Here is a 19,354-nt window from a genome sequence, read left to right as displayed (position 1 = left end):
AGTAACATCATCTGCCGCTATCTGCCGCTATCTGCCGGAATCTGCCAATGCCGAGCCCGCCCGAGATCATGACCCTCAAGGAAGCCGCCGCCTGGCTGCGCCTGTCGGAACGCGCGCTCTACGACCTCGCCCGCCAGCGCCGCCTGCCCGCGGCCCAGATCGGCGGCAAATGGCTGTTCCCCCGTACCGCGCTCGGCCTCTGGCTCGGCCGCCAGGCGGAGGCGCCGGACCACCGCATCACCCCGCCCCCCATCCTGGCCGGCAGCCATGACCCGCTGCTGGACTGGGCCGTCCGCCAATCCGGCTGTGGCCTGGCGCAGCGGGCGGGCGGCAGCCTGGACGGGCTGATGGCGCTGGCGCGGCATGAGGCCTGCGCCGCCGCCGTGCATGTCCCGGACCCCGATACCGGCGGCTTCAACGAAACCGCGACGCGGGCGGAGGTCCCGGGCGATTCGGTCGTCGGCCTGGTCTGGGCCTGGCGCGAACAGGGGCTGATCCTGCCCCCCGGCAACCCCGGCGGCCTCACCACCATCGCCGACCTTGCCCGCCCCGGCATCACCGTCGCCGGCCGCCAGGCCCGCGCCGGCAGCCATTTGCTGCTGGTCCACCTGCTGAGCGAGGCGGGGCTGCGCCTCGATGCCCTGACCTTCCTGCCGGCCCCCTCCGCGACCGAGGACGAGGTCGCCGCCGCCGTGGCGGAGGGCCGCGCCGCCGCCGGCTTCGGAATCCGGGCGGAGGCGCTGCTCCGTGGCCTGCATTTCGTGCCCCTGGTGCGGGAACGCTTCGACCTGGTGGCAAGGCCGCGGGACTGGTTCGACCCGCCGCTGCAGCGGCTGATGGATTTCGCCCGCGGCGCGGCCTTCCGGGACCGCGCCGCACGCCTTGGGGGCTATGGGGTGGAGGCCACGGGCAGCGTCGGCTTCGCGCTGTAGCGCCGCGCCGCGCGACATCGCGCGCGCGTCACAGCCAAGCGGGCTTGCGGCCCGTGGCGGGCGGTGCGTAACCTTCACTCCGCAACCAGGCAGGCCGGGTTCACCGGCCGCATCAGGGCAGGAGGAACGTATGGACCAGGGGTTCACCCGGCGCGACATGCTGCGCGCCGGTGCCGGCGCCGCCATAGTCGCCGGCGGCACGACACTCACCGCACCCGCGGTGCACGCGCAGGCGACGACGACGCTGCGCTGTGGCTTCTGGGACCATTGGGTCCCGGCCGGCAACGGCATCATGCGCGAGCTTTGCGCGGAATGGGGCCGCAACAACCGCGTGGACGTGCAGGTGGACTTCATCACCTCGGTCGGCAACCAGAACCTGCTGACCATCGCCGCCCAGGCCCAGGCCCGCAGCGGGCATGACATCCTGAGCTTCCCGACCTGGGAGCCATCGGCCCATGCCCGCCTGCTGGAACCGGTGGACGACATCGTCGGCCGCCTGATCGCCAAATACGGCCCGATCAACCCGACGGCCGAATACCTGGCGAAGCGCGAAGGCGCCTGGCGCGCCATCCCCGCCGTCTCCGGGTCGCAGCACAAGCCCTCGCTGGCGCGCTTCGACCTGCTGCAGCAGCATGCCGGCCTCGATGTCCGCGCCATGTATCCGGCGGAGGACCGCCTCGGCCCCGGCGTGGACCAGTGGAACTGGGCCACCTTCCTGACGGCGGCCGAGCGATGCGCCGCCGCCGGCTTCCATTTCGGCCTGCCCATGGGCAGCTTCACCGATGCGGTGGACTGGGTCGGCGCCTTCTTCCGCAGCCACAACGCGAAGTTCATCGATGAGAACGGCCAGGTCACGGTGCGCCGCGACCCGGGCGTGCGCGCGGGCCTCGAATACCTCGTGCGCCTGGCGCGCTTCCTGCCCAATGATGTCTGGGCCTGGGACGATGCCAGCAACAACCGCGCGCTGATCTCCGGCCGTTCCGCGCTGATCTTCAACCCGCCCTCCACCTGGGCGGTGGCGAAGCGCGATGCGCCGGCGGTGGCGGAGAAGTGCTGGACCTTCCCGATGCCGGCGGGCCCCGCGGGCCGCTTCACGCCGTATCTGCCCTATTTCTGGGGCATCTGGTCCTTCAGCCGGAACAAGGGCCCGGCCAAGGGCCTGCTGGAATTCCTCTCCGACCGCACCAGTGCGGACCGGCAGACCACGACCAGCAGCGGCTACGACATCCCGCCCTTCGGCAGCATGTCCAACTTCGACATCTGGCGCACCGAAGGCCCGCCCACCGGCGTGGTCTACAACTACCCGCTGAAGCCGCACCACCAGGCGCAGCAGAGCATCGCCTTCGCGCCGGCCCCGGCGGAGATCGCCGTCCAGGCCTACAACCAGGCGATCAACACCAAGCTCGTCGCCCGCGTTGCGCAGGGTGGCGAGACGATCGACCAGGCGCTGACCTGGGCGGAGCGCGAACTGCGCAACTTCGCGCGCGGCTGACGCCGGCACGGCAGGGGCGGGGGCCGCAGGGCCACCCGCCCTTTCCACATCCATCGCGGGACAGGGGAGCATCCGCATGTCGGCCAGCGGCGCGGCGATGACGGCAGGGCGCACGGAGGGGGTCACCTCCCTCCAGCGCTTCACCCGACGGCGTTCGACCATCGCCTTCCTGATGACCTTGCCGCTGATCGCGGTCATCGGCGGGCTGGTCGTCTATCCCGCGGGCTATGCGATGTATCTCTCCACCCTGAACCGGCGCATGACCGAGTTCATCGGGCTGGAGCAGTTCGCCATCCTGCTGGATACCGACACCTTCTGGATGGTGATCGCGCAGAGCTGCATCTTCGCCATCTCCGCCGTCTTCCTGAAGGCGGCGATCGGCTTCTGGCTGGCGCATATGCTGCATGACATCCCGGCCAAGGGGCAGCGCAAATGGCGCGGCATGCTGCTCGTGCCCTGGGTCATCCCGCCGGCGCTCTCCACGCTCGGCTGGTGGTGGATGTTCGACCCCTCCTATTCCTCGATCAACTACCTGCTGAACGTTTTCGCCGTGCCGTCGGTGCCCTGGCTGGGGGAGCCCTGGTGGGCGCGCACCTCCGTCATCATCGTCAATGTCTGGTACGGCGCACCCTTCTTCATGATCATGTACCTGGCCGCGCTGAAATCGGTGCCCGAGCAGTTGTACGAGGCCGCCGCCATCGATGGCGCGACGGGCTTCCAGCGCCTGCGCTACGTGACCCTGCCGATGATGCGCAACATCATCAGCATCACCATCCTGTTCAGCCTGATCGTCACCTTCGCCAACTACGACATTGTTCGAGTCCTGACGAACGGAGGTCCGCGCGACCTGACCCACGTGTTTGCCACCTATGCGTTCCAGGTCGGCATCCTGTCCGGCAACGTGCCGCGCGGCGCCGCCGTCTCCCTCTTCATGTTCCCGCTGCTGGCGATCTTCGCCTATTTCGTGCTGCGCGGCGTGACGCGCCGGAACAAGGAGGAATCGTGAGATGAGCACATCCGGTGCCACCCGCGACCTGCCCGGCATCTATGCCAAGGCCGGCAGCCTGTCCTCGGAGCGCCGCTGGGCGCTCTGGGTCGCCTACATCTCCCTCATCTTCTCCGCCATCATCTTCCTGGCGCCGCCCGTCTACATGTTCATCACCAGCCTGAAGACGAGTGCGGAGGTCGCCAATCTCCAGGGCAATCCCTGGCTGGTGCGCAACCCGACGCTGGAGAACTACACGGCGATCCTGACGAACCCGACCTTCCTGACGTTCTTCTGGAACAGCGCCAAGATCACGGTGATGGTGGTGGCGATCACCATGGTGATCTCCACCCTCGCGGCCTTCGCGCTGGCGCGGATGCGCTTCTGGGGCAGCCAGGCGCTGGCCACCGGCGTCTTCCTGACCTACCTGATCCCGGAGACGCTGCTCTTCATCCCGCTCTACCAGATCGTGGGCGGGCTCGGCCTGCTGAATTCCTCCTGGGGCCTGGTGGTGGTCTATCCGACACTCACGGTGCCCTTCTGCACCTGGATCATGATCGGCTACTTCGCCTCAATCCCGAAGGAGCTGGACGAGGCCGCGCTGATCGACGGTGCCTCCTGGTCCCAGATGCTGCTGAAGATCTTCATCCCCGTGGCCATGCCCGGCATCATCGCGGCGACGATCTTCGCCTTCACCGTCAGCTGGGCCGCCTTCGTCTATCCGACCGCCTTCGTGACCACGCCGGATGAGATGCCACTCACCATCGGCGTCGTCTCCCAGCTCGTCCGCGCGGACACCTTCGCCTGGGGGCAGATCATGGCGGGCGCGCTGCTGGCGGCGCTGCCGCCGGTGATCGTCTATGCCTTCCTGATGGATTACTACATCGCCGGCCTGACCGCCGGCGCGACAAAGGGTTGAGATCCAGACATGGCACAGGTTTCCATCCGCAAGGTCGTGAAGGCCTATGACGGCGGCGTGCAGGCGGTGAAGGGCATCGACCTGGAGATCGCCGACCATGAATTCGTCGTGCTCGTCGGCCCCTCCGGCTGCGGCAAATCCACCACGCTGCGCATGATCGCGGGGCTGGAGGAGATCACGGGCGGGGAGATCGCGATCGGCGGCACCGTCGTGAACGACATCCCGCCGCGTGACCGCGACATCGCCATGGTGTTCCAGAACTACGCGCTGTATCCGCATATGTCGGTCTATGAGAATATGGCCTTCGGCCTGACCTTGCGGAAATTCCCGAAGGAGGAGATCCGCAAGCGCGTGGAGAATGCGGCCCGCATCCTCGACATCACGCCGCTGCTGGACCGCAAGCCGAAGGCGCTGTCGGGCGGCCAGCGTCAGCGCGTCGCCATGGGCCGCGCCATCGTGCGCGACCCGAAGGTGTTCCTGTTCGACGAACCGCTGTCGAACCTCGATGCCAAGCTGCGCGTGCAGATGCGGACGGAGATCAAGAAGGTCCACCAGACCGTCAAGACCACCACCGTCTACGTCACCCATGACCAGGTGGAGGCGATGACGCTGGCGGATCGCGTCGTCGTCATGAACCACGGCATCATCGAACAGGTGGGGCCGCCGCAGGAGCTGTATCACCACCCGAAGACGCGCTTCGTCGCCGGCTTCATCGGCAGCCCCGCGATGAACTTCATCCCCGCCCGCGTCGAGAACGGATCGGGCGCGCTCCGCGTGACGCTCCCCAACAACATCACCGTCCCCGTCCCGGAAAGCCGCACCGCCCGCTACCAGGGCGCCGCCGGCCGCGACATGCTGTTCGGCATCCGCCCGGAACATCTGACCGAGGTGAAGAACCTCGACCGCGACAACATCGCGGTGTTCGAACTGACGCCCGAGGTCATCGAGCCCATGGGCATGGAAACCCTGGTGCATCTCTGGCTGCAAGGCGCCGAGGTCTGCTGCCGCATCGACCCCACCACCCCCGCCGAGCCCGGCCGCCCCATGCAGTTCGCCGCGGACCTGAACCACATGCACCTGATCGACCCCGAATCCGGAAAGGTGCTGTAGACTCGAAAAGCCCTCTCCCCAGCGGGGAGAGGGTTGGGTGAGGGGAGACGCTTTACGCGTCAGCCCCGCGCGTGCAGGTTTCCCCCAACCCGAGGAAACAGGCAGCCATGGCCGATTACATCCACATCCCCGCCCAGCAGGTCGAGCACTTCGTCACCCGCATCTTCGCCGCCGCCGGCTGCGACCAGGCGGAGGCGCATCGCATCTCCACCCATCTGCTCGATGCCAACCTCGCCGGCCATGACAGCCACGGCGTCGCCCGCGTGCCGCGCTATGTCGAATGGCTCCAGGCCGGCTTCGTGCTCAAGGGCCAGTCCGTCCAGACCATCACCGATGGCGGCAGCTTCCTCCTGCTCGACGGCCTTTTCGGCTTCGGCCAGACCGTCGCCCCCCAGGCCGTCCGCATGGGGATCGAGCGCGCGCAGCAGCACGGCATCGCCGTCGTCGGCCTCCGCAACGCCGGCCATATCGGCCGCGTCGGTGCCTATTCCGAAATGGCGATCGAGGCCGGGCTCCTCTCCGTCCACTTCGTCAACGTCGCGGGCTCCGTCCTCGTCGCCCCCTTTGGCGGGACGGAGCGCCGCTTCTCCACCGCCCCGATCAGCATCGGCGTCCCCCTGCCGGGCCGCCCCCTCATCCTCGACTTCGCCACGTCATTGGTCGCGGAGGGCAAGGTCCTCGTCGCCTCCAATGGCGGCAAGCCGCTGCCGCCCGATGCCCTGATCGAGCCCGACGGCACCCTCTCCGGCGACCCCCACACCCTCTACGGCCATTACGACACCATCGGCCCCCGCAACCCCGCCAATGGAAGCGGCGCCATCCGCGCCTTCGGCGAACACAAGGGAAGCGGCCTGGCCTTCATGTGCGAGATGCTGGCCGGCGCCCTCACCGGCGGCGGCACCTCCGGCCCCGTGGAGGCGCGCGGCCGCATCGCCAATGGCATGCTGTCCTTCTACGTCTCCCCGAAACACTTCGGCACCCAGGCCGAATTCGAGGAAGCCGGCCGCGCCTATGTGGACTGGATCGTCTCCACCACCCCGGCCGAGGCCGGCAGCCCCGTCCTCGCCCCCGGCGACAAGGAAGCCGCCACCAAGGCCGACCGCCTGGCGAACGGCGTGCCCCTCCAGCGCGATACCTGGGACAGCATCCTCGACACCGCGCGGCGCCTCGGCATCAACGATCCGGCCTGACGCCGCCCCCCGGGTCCATGGCATAAGCCCGCCATGGACCCGATGACCCGCATGCTTCTGCGCCTGGCCGAATGGTACCGGAACCCGCCATCGCCGGCCTATATCAAGCTGTTCATCGCCGTCGTCGCGATCTGCCTCATCCTCGTCGGCATCGAGAAATTCGTGGGCTGGCCGGATTGGGCGACGGCGCAGCGCGTGCCCATCCACCGCTGAGCCTTGCGCGCCCGCCAGCGGCGCGCGACCCTCCCCGCAACAACACGGGAGGACCGACACCATGCTTCGCCGCGCCCTGCTGGGCCTGACGCTCGCCGCCAGCATCGCGAGCCCCGCGCTCGCCTTCCCCGATCGCACCATCACCCTGGCGGTCGGCTTCGCCCCCGGCGGCTCCACCGACGTCACCTCCCGCCTCCTGGCCGATCGCCTCGGCCCCGCCCTCGGCCCCAATGGCCGCGTGGTGGTGGAGAACCGCCCCGGCGCCGCCGGCCTCGTCGCCTCCGACTGGCTCCGCCGCCAGGCGCCGGACGGGCATCTGCTGATGCTGGTGGAGGCGTCGTCCCACGCCCTCGCCCCCAACGCCGTGCAGGGCGGCACGCGCTACGACCCGATCGGCGACTTCACCCATATCGCCGTCGTCGGCACCGGCCCGATGATCGTGGTCGCGCCCCCCTCCTTCCAGGCCCGCACCGCGCAGGAAGCCATCGCGCGCCTCCGCGAAGGGGGGGAGAACCTGCCCTTCGCCTCCTCCGGCGTCGCCTCCATGCCGCATCTGTCGGCGGAGATGCTGGCCGCCACCCTCAACATGGGCGGCCGCTTCCCGCACGTTCCCTACCGCTCCGGCGGCCTGATGGTCGAAAGCATCGCCCGCGGGGAGACCCAGTGGGGCGTCGCCGTCCTCGCCTCCGCCGCCGGCCAGGTGAGGGACGGGCGCGTCCGCGGCATCGCCGTCACGGGCCTCGAACGCTTTCCCTCCTTCCCCGATATCCCCACCCTCGCCGAATCCGCGCTGCCGGGCTTTGACCTGGAGAACTGGTTCGCCGTCATCGGCCCGCGCGGCATGCCCCCCGCGGTGGTCGAGACCCTGAACCGCGCCATCCGCGCCTCCATCGCCGAACCGCAACTCCGCGAACGCCTCCTCATCGCCGGGGTGAACCCCTGGTCCCGCCCCAACACCCCCCGGGATGCCGAGGCCTTCTTCCGCGCCGAACTCGCGAAATTCGCCCAGGTCGTGCAGCGCACCGGCGTGAAGCTGGAGCCATGACGGCCCCAGGCACCACGGCGGACGTCATCGTCATCGGCGGCGGCTCCGCCGGCTGCGTCGTCGCCGCCCGCCTTTCGGAGGATTCCTCATGTCGGGTCCTCCTGCTGGAGGCAGGCCCGCCCGACAAGGATCCGTGGATCCGCCTGCCGCTGGGCTACGGCAAGCTCTTCGGCAGCGGGAAATACGACCCGCGCTTCATGACGGAACCGGAGCCCCAGCTCGGCAACCGGCAGATCCACTGGCCCCGCGGCCGCGTCCTCGGCGGCTCCGGCTCCGTCAACGGCCTGGTCTTCCTGCGCGGCAGCCCCCACGATTACGACCGCTGGTCCCAGGCCGGCGCGCGCGGCTGGAGCTACGACGACGTCGCCCCCTTCTTCCGCCGCATGGAAAGCTGGCGCGGCGAAGCCTCCGACGCCCGCGGCACCGACGGCCCCATCCAGGTGGGCGAACCCCGCCGCCTGGCCGAGGCCCCCCGCGCCTTCATCGAAAGCTGCGTCGCCGCCGGCCTGCCCCGCCTGCGGGACGTCAACAATGGCGGCAGCATCGAAGGCGCGGCGCCCATCCAGCTCAACGTCGATGGCCGCTGGCGATCCTCCTCCGCCCGCACCTACCTCCGCCCCGCCATGTCCCGCCCCAACCTCGAAGTCCGCACCGGCATCCAGGCCCACCGCCTGGTCTTCGAGCAGGGCAGGGCGGTCGCGGTGGAGACCGCGCAAGGCACCTTCCGCGCCACCCGATCCATCGTCGTCTCCGCCGGCGCGATCGAGACGCCGAAACTCCTCATGCTCTCCGGCATCGGCGATGGCGCCGCGCTGCAGGCGATGGGCATCCCCGTGGTCGCCCACAGCCCCGATGTCGGCCGCAACCTCCAGGACCACCTGATCGCGAAGTTCATCTTCCGCACGCGCCCCTGCGGCACCCTGAACGAGATCCTGCAAAGCAATTTCCGAAAGGCCGCGATGGGCCTGGACTGGCTGCTGCGCCAATCCGGCCCGCTATCCATCGGCGCCGGGGAGGCCACGGCCTTCGCCCGCATCACCCCGGGCGCGGAGGAAGCGGAGGCGCAACTCCTCTTCGTCAACTTCTCCACCTTCGACTATGCGAAGGGCCTGCACAGCCAGCCCGGCGTGATGCTGAACTACGGCCCCTGCCGCCCCGACAGCCGCGGCACCCTGACGCTGCGCAGCCCCGACCCCGCCGACCATCCGGTGATCCACGCCAACTACCTGGACCACCCCAATGACTGGCGCGTGATGCTCGGCGCCGCCGCGCTCTGCCGGCGCATCGCGAGCGTCGGCCCGCTGCGGGGTCTGATCGAGGAGGAACTGCGCCCCGGCGCGGGCGCGGATTCGGATGAGGCCTACGCCCAGAGCATCCGCGACACCGCCAGCACCGTCTTCCACCCCTGCGGCACCGCCCGCATGGGCAGCGATGACCGCGCCGTGCTGGACCCGGAACTGCGCGTGCGGGGCGTGGAGGGGCTGCGCGTGGCGGATGCGAGCGCGTTTCCGCTGATCCCATCGCCCAACATCCAGCCTGCGGCGCTGATGGTGGGGGAGCGGTGCGCGGGGTTTATGAGGGCTGCGGCGTAACTCCTATTCACGAGACTGGGCGGTGCGGCGCCTATCACTCCCTCCCCCGCGCTCGCCGGGGAGGGTCGGGGTGTGGGATTGCGCGGCTGCGCCGTTACCAAAGGCGCATCGGTGAAGGCTCCGCCTTCCCCGAACCCCATCCGCCAGGCCCGTGACGGGCCTGGACCGTCATTAAGTCAAGGTATCTGTGTGGTCAGCCAAATACCCATTGCTGTCCGGAGGAGGATGCATGCGGCGTCGTGCATTTCGCGACGCTGAAACTTAAACAAACCGCGATGGAGACCTTCGTTTCGGATTGCCCATGTTAAGCGCGCGTCGCGTGCAATCCATTCGGCTTGTGTTGAAGGGGTGACTGCGAGGATAGCATTTACCTTGTCTTGAAAGTTGGCCGCTCGCGGTAATGCGTATGTGGTGAAGGCGGTTTTGATCGGCGCACAAGATGCTTTTCCCCAGCAGCCTTCCAGTTTAACGTATAGTGCGTTGCCGCCTGTCCAGTTTGGTCCTAGGGCCTCATTGCAAACGTGTTCTACCCATGCTGCAAGGCTGGACACGTGGACAGCAACTCCGACCTCAGCATCGTCGTCAGCCCTACGACCGAACCCTTCGATAGCAGACACAGACATATGGGCTGCGAACAAGCCGCCGGCCTCAAGCCAGTCGAGAAACTGAACTGTGTGAGAACCGGTGAATACAGGTAGGCACTGCGCTGGAAATTGAAGAAAGTCAGGCGCGAGGCCGTTTATCCAGCTATGCAACTCTGATCGCACGCGATCACGCCAGACCGGAAAGTAGCGCTCCACCAAGCCTTTGCCGTCATCCATGCGCTTTAAGGAGTCATTCAGTGTGCGGCCCAAAGAAATATTGAGCTCGATCGCTTCGCGCATAAGTAGAGCGTACGCGCGGGCAACTTTGTGGTGTCCGCTTTCATCTTTCCACCGCGCGCGCCAGCCGAGCCAATTTGCTGCTGCGAGTAGTGCGTCCTCATTAACTGCATAGCGATGTAGGGCTTCTTTTGCTACTAGCTCTTCGGCAAGAATCAACGCGGTGCGGTCAGCGCCACGGATAATGAATTCGCCAGTCTGATTTTTGCCGCGGCCTAGGCCCTGGAACAAGCCGAGATCTGGATGGGCTTTTTTTGCCAGTACAAGAGCCCGCTGTCTGTATGCTGCATTCCACGATAAAGCCTCAAGTGCCGCCAAATGCTTATCGAAGCCTGATAAATTCGCCTCATTCCCCCATTCGTCTTTCCCATCGACGAGACTCGGCCACTTATTTTTGAGTTCCTCGCGTCGTAGCCCCCCCAAAGTTCGAGGTCCCGCTAACGCCAGTTCCGCCAGCGCTAAGGCTTGCCATTGTCTAAAAAGCGGAATACAATTTTGGTGATCGTATGTAATGTTTTCCGCGTCTTTTCTTTTGATCGGTGCGGGGGCGTATATTTCTGGGTGCCATGGTGCCTGAGATGGAATTTCAATAAATTTCTCTATGCCGTCTTTGGGGTCGTCTAATGGGTGAAGGGAATCGGCTAGCGTGCTCTCCCAGCTCCATGCAGATTTAGCATAATGGAATTTGCCAAGCGTTTCCAGATCGCGGCTAACTGACGCATCAGTGGGTGTGCCTCGAGGGCTGTTCCTGTCGTGTCGATCCCAGAGCGACTGGAGAAGATTCGTAGGGACCCGCCAGCGTAACATGGGTATGATCGCGCCATGGCCCTCGATCAGATCGATCCAGTTCCGCCACTCGTCTTTGTAAGGCAGCAGGCGTTTAAGCTCGGGAAGGAGTTGTGCGGCTTCGTGAATGAGTCTTGCAGGTCCTATGAAGCGACCCTGGGCTAAAGATTCATCGATCGTTAAAAAATGTACGACCATTGGGGCTCCGATGGCATCTGTTGTGGATCATGCTTAAAATTGGCGCGAGTCATTCTTCCGTTGAGGTCATCGGGGTTATCTTGACGCCTTTCGTGCTATTTCTTGTTATTGCTTTGGTGGCCTATGTGTCATGTTATCATCACGCAATGAAAGCGGCAATGCTTCCCTGTTCGGCTGCCAGAAACAGGACCATTGTTAATTCGTCGATTGTGAGAGCCGGACTAAGCCAATGACCCCCACCACCTTCCCCATCGTCCTCTCCCTATCCCTCTGCCATCTCCTCAACGACATGATGCAGTCGCTCATGCCGGCCCTCTATCCCATCCTGAAGACCAACTACGCGCTGGATTTCGGCCAAATCGGCCTCATCACCCTGGCCTTCCAATGCACCGCCTCCCTCCTCCAACCCCTCATCGGCGCATGGAGTGACCGGCGCCCGATGCCCTATTCCCTCCCCATCGGCATGGGCTCCACGCTCATCGGCCTGCTCACCCTCTCCCAGGCCCACAGCTACCCCGTCATCCTCCTCGCCGCGGCGATGATCGGCATGGGCTCGGCGGTCTTCCATCCGGAGGCATCGCGCGTCGCGCGCCTCGCTTCCGGCGGCCGCTATGGCCTGGCGCAGTCGCTGTTCCAGGTCGGCGGCAATATCGGCTCCGCCATCGGCCCCCTGCTCGCCGCCTTCATCATCGCGCCGAGGGGCCAGGGCGCCATCATCTGGTTCTCCGCCGCCGCGCTGCTGGGGATGATGGTGCTGAGCGTCGTCGGCCGCTGGTATGCCGCGCGCCTCGGCCAGCGCACGAAGAAGGCCGCCGCCGCCAGCACCGCGCAGCCGCTCTCCCGCAACCGCGTGATCTTCGCCTTCGGCGTGCTGGTGGTGCTGCTGTTCTCGAAGACGATCTATTCGGGCAGCCTGACCAGCTACTACACCTTCTACCTGATCCAGCATTTCGGCACTTCGGTGCAGGAGGCGCAGGTCTACCTCTTCATCTTCCTCTGCTCGATCGTCTGCGGCACGGTCGCCGGCGGCGCGGTGGGGGATCGCTTCGGCCGCATCCCCGTCATCTGGTTTTCGGTGCTGGGCGTGCTGCCCTTCACCCTGGCGCTGCCGCATGTCGGCCTGACGGCGACGGTGGTGCTGACCATCATCATCGGCATCATCGCCTCTTCCGCCTTCTCCGCGATCCTGGTCTATGCGCAGGAATTGCTGCCGGGCCGCGTCGGCCTGGTCTCGGGGATGTTCTTCGGCTTCTCCTTCGGCCTGGGCGGCATCGGCGCCGCCGCGCTGGGGGAACTGGCCGACCGCATCGGGATCGAGGCCGTCTACGCCCTGGTCGCCTGGCTGCCCGCGCTCGGCATCATGACGGCCCTGCTCCCCCGCCGCCGCCCCATTCCGCTGGACCCGGCGCCCCGCTCTGCGGTATAGGAACATATGCCTCGCGCCGCCCCGCCCGAGGCCGCTCCTTGAACCCGCGAATCAGGCCGCGCTTTTGTCCAAAAGCACCCCTCTGATTCGGTGCTAAACGTCCTAAATCCCCTAAATGCTCCTTACGTTTCGGCCTCTAACCCATTGGTGCCAAACGATTCTCGCCCGATTCTAAAATTTCTAAACCCGTAGTATCCCGTCTTTCCAACCCCTTAGAGACGGTCCAGGGCCGGTTCGGCCCTGGCGGGAGGGGTATGGGGAGGGCAGCGCCCTCCCCATGCACTACGCCGCGACGAACTCCCCCCCCCGCATCAGCGGTTCCACGCTGCCCGTCTTCGTCACCCCGTCGATGTCGATCTCGCCCGACCCGATCATCCAGTCGATATGGATCAGCGACGCGTTCGCCCCCCGCTTCGCCAGCTCGTCCATCGGCACGCCAGTGCTGTCCCGCAGGCAGGTCGTGTAGGCCTGGCCGAGGGCGATGTGGCTGGCCGCGTTCTCGTCGAACAGCGTGTTGCGGAACAGCAGGCCCGACGCCGAGATGGGCGAGGAATGCGGCACCAGCGCCACTTCGCCGAGGCGCGCCGCGCCTTCGTCGGTTTCCAGCACGCGTCGCAGCACGTCCTCGCCGCGGGAGGCATGGGCTTCGACGATGCGTCCTTCCTCGAACCGCACCTGGATGTCGTCGATCAGCGTGCCCTGATAGGCCAACGGCTTGGTGGATCGCACCGTGCCGCTCACGCGCAGCTTGTGTGGCGTGGTGAAGACTTCCTCGGTCGGGATGTTGGGGTTGCAGATGATCCCGTTCTTCGCCGGCTCCGCGCCGCCGGCCCAGAGGTGCCCGTCCGCCAGCCCGATCACCAGGTCCGTCCCGGGCCCGCGATAGCGCAGCTCGGCGTAGTCTTTCCCGTTCAGGAACTTCGTCCGTGCATGCAGCGTCGCGTTATGCGCCGCCCAGCCCGCGACGGGGTCTGCCTGGTCCACCCGGCAGGCCATGAAGATCGCGTCCCACAGCCGCGCCACGGCTTCCGCTTCCGGCAGGCCCGGGAAGACCTCCCGCGCCCAGCCCGGCGTCGAGGCCGGCACCAGGTTCCAGTTGATGGCGAAGCTGGTGATGAGTTCCAGCGCCGGGCGATAGGCGATGCTCCGCGCCCGGTTGGCGCGGGCCACCTTGGCCGGGTCCTGCCCCGCCAGCAGGGTCGGGTCCTCCCCCACCACCGCCAGCCGCGCCGCGCCGCCGCGGAAGGCCGCGGCCATGCCCTCGAACAGCCATCCCGGCGCGGTGTCGAAGGCGTCGTCGCCGGCGTGGCGGTAGCGGGCCAGCGCCACCTCGTCATCGCCGATCAGCGGCGTCACCAGGGTCGCGCCCGCCTGGTAGGCATGGGCGGCGATGCGGCGGACCAGCGGCAGCGCCTCCACCGGCGCGGTCATCACCACCTCCTGCCCGGGTCGCAGGTTCAGCCCGACGCGCACGGCCAGCGCCGCCAGCTTGTCGAGCTTCTGGTCGAACATCGTGGGCACCGCGGCGTCGTCAGGCATGGGAATCGGTTCCGATCGAGCTTCGAGTGGTGGGCTCCGGCGTGCGCGTCAGCCGCCTTATCACGGCGACGACCTCCGGCTGGTCCCAGGCGGCTTCGCCCACGAGGCGCCCCACCTCAAGCCCCCTTCTGTCGAGGATGAGGGTCGTCGGCAGCACCCGCACTTCCAGCGCCCGCCCCGTGGCACCGCGGGGGTCGAGCCAGATGCCGAGGCGCTGGAGCCCCGTGCGCTGGTAGAAGGGCTCCACCTGCGCCCGCCCGCCACGGTCATTGGACAGGGCCAGCACCTCGATCCCGTCGCGGGAGATCATGCCGTGCAGCCGGTCCAGCGCCGGCATCTCCGCCACGCAGGGCGGGCACCAGGTCGCCCAGAAATTCACCACCAACGCCTTGCCGCGAAACGCGGAAAAATCGGTGACGCGCCCCTCGGCGTCCGTGAAGGTCAGCCCCTCCGGCAGCGGGCGGCCTTCCGGCGTCTCCCGCAGCCGTGACAGGCCATGGTCCGCGCCCGCGACCGGTGATAGGGAGGGACCCGCCTCCGCTTTGCGGCAGAGACCCGCCGCGAGTAGGGTCGGCACCCCGGCCAGGATCGCCCGGCGGCCCCTCGAAAACCTCTGCACCGAAAGAAACTCCCCCGTGACCGAAGCGCGTGCCAGCAATGACCTGTGGGGCGGCCGCTACGCCGAAGGCCCCTCCGCCATCATGCGGGAGATCAATGCCAGCATCGGCTTCGACCGCAAGATGTGGCGCCAGGACATTTCGGGCAGCCTCGCCCATGCCAAGATGCTCGCCCATGTAGGGATCATCAGCACGGAAGACGAGGCCGCGATCCGCGCCGGCCTGGCCGGCATCGCGCAGGAGATCGAGGAAGGCCGCTTCCCCTTCAGCGAGGCCCTCGAAGACATCCATATGAACATCGAGGCCCGGCTGACGGAGCGGATCGGGGAGGCCGGCAAGCGCCTCCACACCGGCCGCAGCCGGAACGACCAGGTGGCGCTCGATGTCCGCCTCTGGGTGCGGGACGCGATCGATGGGCTGGATGCCCAGATCGCCGCCGTGATGCGCGAACTGGTCGCCCGCGCGGCGGAGCATGCGGGCACGGTGATGCCCGGCTTCACCCACCTCCAGCCCGCCCAGCCCACCACCTTCGGCCATCACCTGCTGGCCTATGTGGAGATGCTGTCCCGGGACCGCGGCCGGCTCGCGGATTGCCGCAAGCGCCTGAACGAAAGCCCCCTCGGCGCGGCGGCGCTCTGCGGCACCGGCTTCCCGATCGACCGGCACATGACGGCCGCGGCACTCGGCTTCGACGGGCCGACGCGCAACAGCCTGGACAGCGTGGCATCCCGCGACTTCGCCGCGGAGTTCCTCTTCGCCTGCGCCATGTGCGCCACGCATCTCAGCCGCTTCGCGGAGGAGATCGTGATCTGGACCAACCCCTATTTCGGCTTCATCAAGCTGTCGGACGCCTTCACCACCGGCAGCTCCATCATGCCGCAGAAGCGCAACCCGGATGCGGCGGAGCTGGTGCGCGGCAAGACCGGCCGCGTCATCGGGTCGCTGGTCGGCCTGCTGACCGTGATGAAGGGCCTGGCGCTGACCTATTTCAAGGACATGCAGGAAGACAAGGAAGGCATCTTCGATGCGGCGGAAAGCCTGGCGCTGGGCCTCGCCGCCATCGGCGGCATGGTCCGCGACATGAAGCCGCAGGTCGCACGCCTGGCGGAGGCCGCGGGCGCCGGCTTCTCCACCGCGACGGACCTCGCGGATTGGCTGGTCCGGGAACTCCGCTTCCCCTTCCGGGATGCCCACCACGTCACCGGCCGGCTGGTCGCGCTGGCGGAAGGGAAGGGGGTGGACCTCGCCGGCCTGACGCTGGCGGAGATGCAGTCGGTGGAGCCGCGCATCACCGATGGCGTCTTCGGCGTGCTGACCGTGCAGGCCTCCGTCGCGTCCCGCACCAGCTTCGGCGGCACGGCGCCGGCGAATGTCGCCCGCATGGCGGCGGAATGGCAGGAGAGACTGGGATGAGGCGTTTCGCCGGCTGCCTGGCCGTCCTGCTGCTGGCCCTGTCGCTCGGGGCCTGCGGCCGGGCGGGCTCCATCCGCCCGCCTGGGCCACCCGATCAGGTGACCCATCCGCGCAGCTATCCGAGCCGCTGAAGCTGCGATAGTTTCAGCGAGTCCATGTCAACGAACAACACATTGCCGGGCGCCGAATCGGACCTTGCCGCAAGGCGGGGCTACCACCATGGCAACCTCAAGGAATCGCTGCTGGAAGCGGCGCGGCGCCTGGTGGCGGAGCGTGGGCCGAACGGCTTCACCCTGGCGGAGGCCGCGCGCCTGGCGGGTGTCTCCCCCTCCGCCCCCTATCGCCACTTCAAGGACAAGGAAGCGCTGCTGTCGGAACTGGCGCAGCGTGGCTATGCCGAATTCGGCGCCCGCATGCGGGCCGCGGGCCAGGAAGGCGGGCTGGCCGCCATGGGGCCCACCTATCTCCGCTTCGCGCGGGAGGAACCGGGCTACTACAGCGCGATGTTCGCCTGGCGCCTGCCGAAGGAAGGGGAGATGGATACCAGCAACAGCTTCACCGCCCTGGTCACCGCCATTTCCCGCGCCGTGCCGGATGGGGGGGGCAGGGACCACGCGCGCCTGCTCGGCCTGCAGGTCTGGGCCATGTCGCATGGCGTCGCCGGGCTGGAACGGGCGGGCTGGCCGCACCCCTCCTCCGGCGTGCCGACGCCGGAGAAGGTGCTGGGCATGGCGGTGGAAGCGCTGATCCGGTCGCGCTGATCCGTCACGCCGCCTGGCGCAGCTTCGTCACCAGCGCCGCCAGTTCGCCGCGCAGCGCCGTTCCCTGCCGGCCCACCTCCGCGCTCGCGCTGTGCAGCGTGCCGAGGCTCTGCACCGTGTCCTCCACGCCATCACGCAGCCTGTCGACGCCGGCCGACACCTCATTGGTGCCCCGCGCGGCTTCGGCGACATTGCGGGCGATTTCCTGCGTCGCGGCGCCCTGTTCCTCCACCGCCGCGGCGATGCTGGTCGCGATCTCGCTGGACCGGCCGACGGTGCTGCCGATCAGGCGGATCGCCTCCACCGCCTGGCCGGTGGCGGCCTGCATCTCGGCGATCTGGCGGCCGATCTCCTCCGTCGCGCGCGCGGTCTGGGCGGCCAGCGTCTTCACCTCGCTCGCCACCACGGCGAAACCCTTGCCGGCCTCGCCCGCCCGCGCCGCCTCGATGGTGGCGTTGAGGGCGAGGAGGTTGGTCTGGCCGGCGATGTCGCCGATCAGCTTCACCACCTCCCCGATCCGGCCTGCGCCTTCGGCCAGCGCCTGCACGGTGCGGTCGGTGGCGCCCGCCTCCTCCGCCGCGCGATGGGCGACGGTCGCGGCCTCCGCCACCTGGCGGCTGATCTCCTGGATGCTGGCGGCCATTTCTTCCGCCGCGGCGGCCACGGTCTGCACATTGGCGCTGGTCTGCTGGGCGCCGCCCACCGCGGCTTCCGCATCCCGGCCGGTGCGCCGTGCCGTGCCGGACAGCCGGTCGGTCGCCTGGTCCAGGCCCGTCACCGTCTCCGCCAGCGCGCTGGCGATGCCGCCCAGGCTGCGTTCGACTTCCTGCGCCAAGGCCTGCTGCGCGGCGACGCGGTCCTGCGCGGCGCGCTGCCGCGCGGCCTCCGCCTCCGCCTCCAGCGCCTCGATGCGTCGGGCGCCGTCGCGGAGCACCACGACCGCATCGGCCACCGCGCCGACCTCATCGCCCGAACCGGCGCCGGGCACGTCCAGGTCCAGCGCGCCATTGGCGATCCGCGTGGTGGCGCCGGACAGCGCGGCCAGCGGCCGGGCGACGCGGCGATTCACCAGCCAGCTGGCCGTGGCCGCCACGGCCAGGGCCAGCATGAGGAGCAGCGAGGAGATCAGCAGCGCGCGTTCCGCGTCGCCGATCAGCGTCGCCGCGCGCGCTTCGCTGGCGCGGCTGGCGCCGGCCAGCACGCCGAGCAGCGTGCCGAGCTGCGGCGTCGTCGTCTCCACGAAGGCGCCGGCCTCCATGGAATACCGGCCTGCCGCCCCTTCCCGCACCATGCGGTCGGCCAGGCTGCGGAAGCCCTCGAAATAGGAACGCCGCGCTTCCTCGATGGCGGCACGCAGCGCTGGATGGGTCGCGGGGTCCGCCAGCGGCGCCAGGTTGCCGACCTGGTCCCACAGCAGGTCGACGCGCCCCCGGATCGCCGCATTCGCCGCCACCCGATCGGCCGCCACGGGCTGCCCCGCCGTGATGGCGGCGGCGATGTTGGAGCGTTCGAGCCCGGCGGTGTCGCGCAGCCGCCAGCCCAGTTCCTTCACCACCGCCAGCCGCGCCAGCGTCGGATCCTCGGTGGCGACGGCGTGGGACGCCGCGAACCACACCCGCAGCGCCGCATCGACGGAGGCGGTGATGGTCGGGACGTAGTCGCGCCGCAGCGCCTCATCCCGCGAGTCCCGTGGCAGGCGCAGCGCGTCGTCGGCGCGGCGGCGGGCATCATCCGCCCGCTCCAGCGCCGCGCGCAGGTCCCGCAGCAGGGCCTCCTTTCCCGTGAATTCCTGGGCCGACAGCCCTGCCAGCCCCGGCGCGAAATCGGCCGCGACGGCGGCCCGGCGACGGTTGATCTCGGCCAGCGCCTCCGGCCCGGCCGGCCCGGGCGCCTGCAGCGCATTGTTGGTGGCGAGCCGTTCCATCAGCACCTCGAACAGCCCCGATGCGAAGCGGTTCGCGGCGCGGTCCGCCACCGCCGCGGCCTGCGCCGACCGCAGCTCCCTCACATCCTCCGCCGCATTCCAGCCCAGCGCGCCCAGGCTCAACAGGGTCAGGCCCGCCACGGCACCCGACAGCGCCAGGCGCAGGCTGATCCACCCCCTTGCCTTCGGCGGGGTCGCCGCAGGGGACGGCGTGCGGGCGAGCGGATTCATCGGCGGGCACTCCTGGCGAGACGGCGCCCCCCCCTAGCCCAGGAAGGTGAAGAATCGGCGAAGCCGCGGGGTGAGGGATGGGCGCGGCCATCGCCCGCAT

Annotated in this window: 17 protein-coding genes; 13 read left to right on the top strand and 4 right to left on the bottom strand. The window is 68.4% G+C overall.

Annotation, left to right across the window (positions count from 1 at the left end):
- Positions 1 to 47 precede the first annotated feature (47 nt).
- The 9 genes from BM041_RS23160 to BM041_RS23120 all read left to right on the top strand — a co-directional run bounded on the left by BM041_RS23160 (position 48) and on the right by BM041_RS23120 (position 9,478).
- Complete coding sequence (locus BM041_RS23160; RefSeq protein ID WP_092962289.1) at positions 48 to 932, top strand: helix-turn-helix transcriptional regulator; 885 nt, start codon at positions 48 to 50, stop codon at positions 930 to 932.
- Between the two features lie 130 nt (positions 933 to 1,062).
- Complete coding sequence (locus BM041_RS23155) at positions 1,063 to 2,424, top strand: ABC transporter substrate-binding protein (RefSeq protein ID WP_245762235.1); 1,362 nt, start codon at positions 1,063 to 1,065, stop codon at positions 2,422 to 2,424.
- Positions 2,425 to 2,500: 76 nt separating this feature from the next.
- On the top strand, positions 2,501 to 3,430 hold the full coding sequence (locus tag BM041_RS23150) for a carbohydrate ABC transporter permease (protein WP_092962288.1): 930 nt from the start codon (positions 2,501 to 2,503) through the stop codon (positions 3,428 to 3,430).
- 1 nt (position 3,431) lies between these two features.
- Positions 3,432 to 4,328: a carbohydrate ABC transporter permease gene (locus BM041_RS23145; RefSeq protein ID WP_092962287.1), complete on the top strand. Its 897-nt coding sequence runs from the start codon at positions 3,432 to 3,434 to the stop codon at positions 4,326 to 4,328.
- 9 nt (positions 4,329 to 4,337) lie between these two features.
- Positions 4,338 to 5,438 carry an ABC transporter ATP-binding protein gene (locus tag BM041_RS23140; RefSeq protein WP_092962286.1) on the top strand — a complete coding sequence of 367 codons (1,101 nt, stop codon included), beginning with the start codon at positions 4,338 to 4,340 and terminating at the stop codon, positions 5,436 to 5,438.
- Positions 5,439 to 5,545: 107 nt separating this feature from the next.
- The gene (locus BM041_RS23135; protein WP_217648821.1) at positions 5,546 to 6,628 is read left to right on the top strand and encodes a malate/lactate/ureidoglycolate dehydrogenase; all 1,083 of its coding nucleotides are present in this window, start codon (positions 5,546 to 5,548) and stop codon (positions 6,626 to 6,628) included.
- Between the two features lie 33 nt (positions 6,629 to 6,661).
- Positions 6,662 to 6,841, top strand: a complete 180-nt coding sequence (locus BM041_RS23130; RefSeq protein WP_092962285.1) for a hypothetical protein — start codon at positions 6,662 to 6,664, stop codon at positions 6,839 to 6,841.
- 61 nt (positions 6,842 to 6,902) lie between these two features.
- Positions 6,903 to 7,886, top strand: a complete 984-nt coding sequence (locus BM041_RS23125; RefSeq protein WP_092962284.1) for a Bug family tripartite tricarboxylate transporter substrate binding protein — start codon at positions 6,903 to 6,905, stop codon at positions 7,884 to 7,886.
- Complete coding sequence (locus BM041_RS23120; RefSeq protein ID WP_092962283.1) at positions 7,883 to 9,478, top strand: GMC family oxidoreductase; 1,596 nt, start codon at positions 7,883 to 7,885, stop codon at positions 9,476 to 9,478. Before BM041_RS23125 ends, BM041_RS23120 begins: the two co-directional genes overlap by 4 nt.
- A gap of 176 nt (positions 9,479 to 9,654) precedes the next feature.
- Here BM041_RS23120 and BM041_RS30110 read toward each other — a convergent pair whose 3' ends face one another.
- Positions 9,655 to 11,343, bottom strand: coding sequence for a hypothetical protein (locus BM041_RS30110; RefSeq protein ID WP_139226156.1), 1,689 nt, complete (start codon positions 11,341 to 11,343; stop codon positions 9,655 to 9,657).
- Between the two features lie 229 nt (positions 11,344 to 11,572).
- Between BM041_RS30110 and BM041_RS23115 the strand changes: the two genes are divergently transcribed.
- On the top strand, positions 11,573 to 12,769 hold the full coding sequence (locus BM041_RS23115; RefSeq protein ID WP_092962282.1) for an MFS transporter: 1,197 nt from the start codon (positions 11,573 to 11,575) through the stop codon (positions 12,767 to 12,769).
- A gap of 282 nt (positions 12,770 to 13,051) precedes the next feature.
- On the opposite strand, the gene BM041_RS23110 is transcribed toward BM041_RS23115, so the two are convergent.
- Together BM041_RS23110 and BM041_RS23105 are read right to left on the bottom strand one after the other, a co-directional pair.
- Complete coding sequence (locus BM041_RS23110; RefSeq protein ID WP_092962281.1) at positions 13,052 to 14,308, bottom strand: aminopeptidase; 1,257 nt, start codon at positions 14,306 to 14,308, stop codon at positions 13,052 to 13,054.
- Positions 14,301 to 14,885 carry a TlpA disulfide reductase family protein gene (locus tag BM041_RS23105; RefSeq protein WP_245762234.1) on the bottom strand — a complete coding sequence of 195 codons (585 nt, stop codon included), beginning with the start codon at positions 14,883 to 14,885 and terminating at the stop codon, positions 14,301 to 14,303. The genes BM041_RS23110 and BM041_RS23105 overlap by 8 nt, the downstream gene beginning before the upstream one ends.
- A 58-nt stretch (positions 14,886 to 14,943) precedes the next feature.
- On the opposite strand from BM041_RS23105, the gene argH reads away from it, so the two are divergent.
- Genes argH through BM041_RS23095 form a run of 3 tightly spaced genes read left to right on the top strand, consistent with a single transcriptional unit; the run spans position 14,944 to position 17,099 of the window.
- Positions 14,944 to 16,338, top strand: coding sequence for an argininosuccinate lyase (gene argH, locus BM041_RS23100; RefSeq protein WP_092962280.1), 1,395 nt, complete (start codon positions 14,944 to 14,946; stop codon positions 16,336 to 16,338).
- Complete coding sequence (locus BM041_RS31935) at positions 16,335 to 16,469, top strand: hypothetical protein (RefSeq protein ID WP_281244657.1); 135 nt, start codon at positions 16,335 to 16,337, stop codon at positions 16,467 to 16,469. The genes argH and BM041_RS31935 overlap by 4 nt, the downstream gene beginning before the upstream one ends.
- A 24-nt stretch (positions 16,470 to 16,493) precedes the next feature.
- Positions 16,494 to 17,099, top strand: a complete 606-nt coding sequence (locus tag BM041_RS23095; protein WP_092962279.1) for a TetR/AcrR family transcriptional regulator — start codon at positions 16,494 to 16,496, stop codon at positions 17,097 to 17,099.
- A gap of 4 nt (positions 17,100 to 17,103) precedes the next feature.
- Here BM041_RS23095 and BM041_RS23090 read toward each other — a convergent pair whose 3' ends face one another.
- On the bottom strand, positions 17,104 to 19,254 hold the full coding sequence (locus tag BM041_RS23090; RefSeq protein ID WP_092962278.1) for a methyl-accepting chemotaxis protein: 2,151 nt from the start codon (positions 19,252 to 19,254) through the stop codon (positions 17,104 to 17,106).
- Positions 19,255 to 19,354: the final 100 nt, after the last annotated feature.

This window comes from Falsiroseomonas stagni DSM 19981, assembly GCF_900114315.1.
In the GTDB taxonomy this organism is placed as follows: domain Bacteria; phylum Pseudomonadota; class Alphaproteobacteria; order Acetobacterales; family Acetobacteraceae; genus Falsiroseomonas; species Falsiroseomonas stagni.
This window is presented reverse-complemented; position numbering and strand designations above follow the sequence as displayed.

What these genes read in the sequence shown, in the direction of transcription:
- BM041_RS23160 (WP_092962289.1), top strand. Translation starts at nt 48, where the DNA reads ATGCCGAGCCCGCCCGAGATCATGACCCTCAAGGAAGCCGCCGCCTGG.
- BM041_RS23155 (WP_245762235.1), top strand. Translation starts at nt 1,063, where the DNA reads ATGGACCAGGGGTTCACCCGGCGCGACATGCTGCGCGCCGGTGCCGGC.
- BM041_RS23150 (WP_092962288.1), top strand. Translation starts at nt 2,501, where the DNA reads ATGTCGGCCAGCGGCGCGGCGATGACGGCAGGGCGCACGGAGGGGGTC.
- BM041_RS23145 (WP_092962287.1), top strand. Translation starts at nt 3,432, where the DNA reads ATGAGCACATCCGGTGCCACCCGCGACCTGCCCGGCATCTATGCCAAG.
- BM041_RS23140 (WP_092962286.1), top strand. Translation starts at nt 4,338, where the DNA reads ATGGCACAGGTTTCCATCCGCAAGGTCGTGAAGGCCTATGACGGCGGC.
- BM041_RS23135 (WP_217648821.1), top strand. Translation starts at nt 5,546, where the DNA reads ATGGCCGATTACATCCACATCCCCGCCCAGCAGGTCGAGCACTTCGTC.
- BM041_RS23130 (WP_092962285.1), top strand. Translation starts at nt 6,662, where the DNA reads ATGGACCCGATGACCCGCATGCTTCTGCGCCTGGCCGAATGGTACCGG.
- BM041_RS23125 (WP_092962284.1), top strand. Translation starts at nt 6,903, where the DNA reads ATGCTTCGCCGCGCCCTGCTGGGCCTGACGCTCGCCGCCAGCATCGCG.
- BM041_RS23120 (WP_092962283.1), top strand. Translation starts at nt 7,883, where the DNA reads ATGACGGCCCCAGGCACCACGGCGGACGTCATCGTCATCGGCGGCGGC.
- BM041_RS30110 (WP_139226156.1), bottom strand. Translation starts at nt 11,343, where the DNA reads ATGGTCGTACATTTTTTAACGATCGATGAATCTTTAGCCCAGGGTCGC.
- BM041_RS23115 (WP_092962282.1), top strand. Translation starts at nt 11,573, where the DNA reads ATGACCCCCACCACCTTCCCCATCGTCCTCTCCCTATCCCTCTGCCAT.
- BM041_RS23110 (WP_092962281.1), bottom strand. Translation starts at nt 14,308, where the DNA reads ATGCCTGACGACGCCGCGGTGCCCACGATGTTCGACCAGAAGCTCGAC.
- BM041_RS31935 (WP_281244657.1), top strand. Translation starts at nt 16,335, where the DNA reads ATGAGGCGTTTCGCCGGCTGCCTGGCCGTCCTGCTGCTGGCCCTGTCG.
- BM041_RS23095 (WP_092962279.1), top strand. Translation starts at nt 16,494, where the DNA reads ATGTCAACGAACAACACATTGCCGGGCGCCGAATCGGACCTTGCCGCA.
- BM041_RS23090 (WP_092962278.1), bottom strand. Translation starts at nt 19,254, where the DNA reads ATGAATCCGCTCGCCCGCACGCCGTCCCCTGCGGCGACCCCGCCGAAG.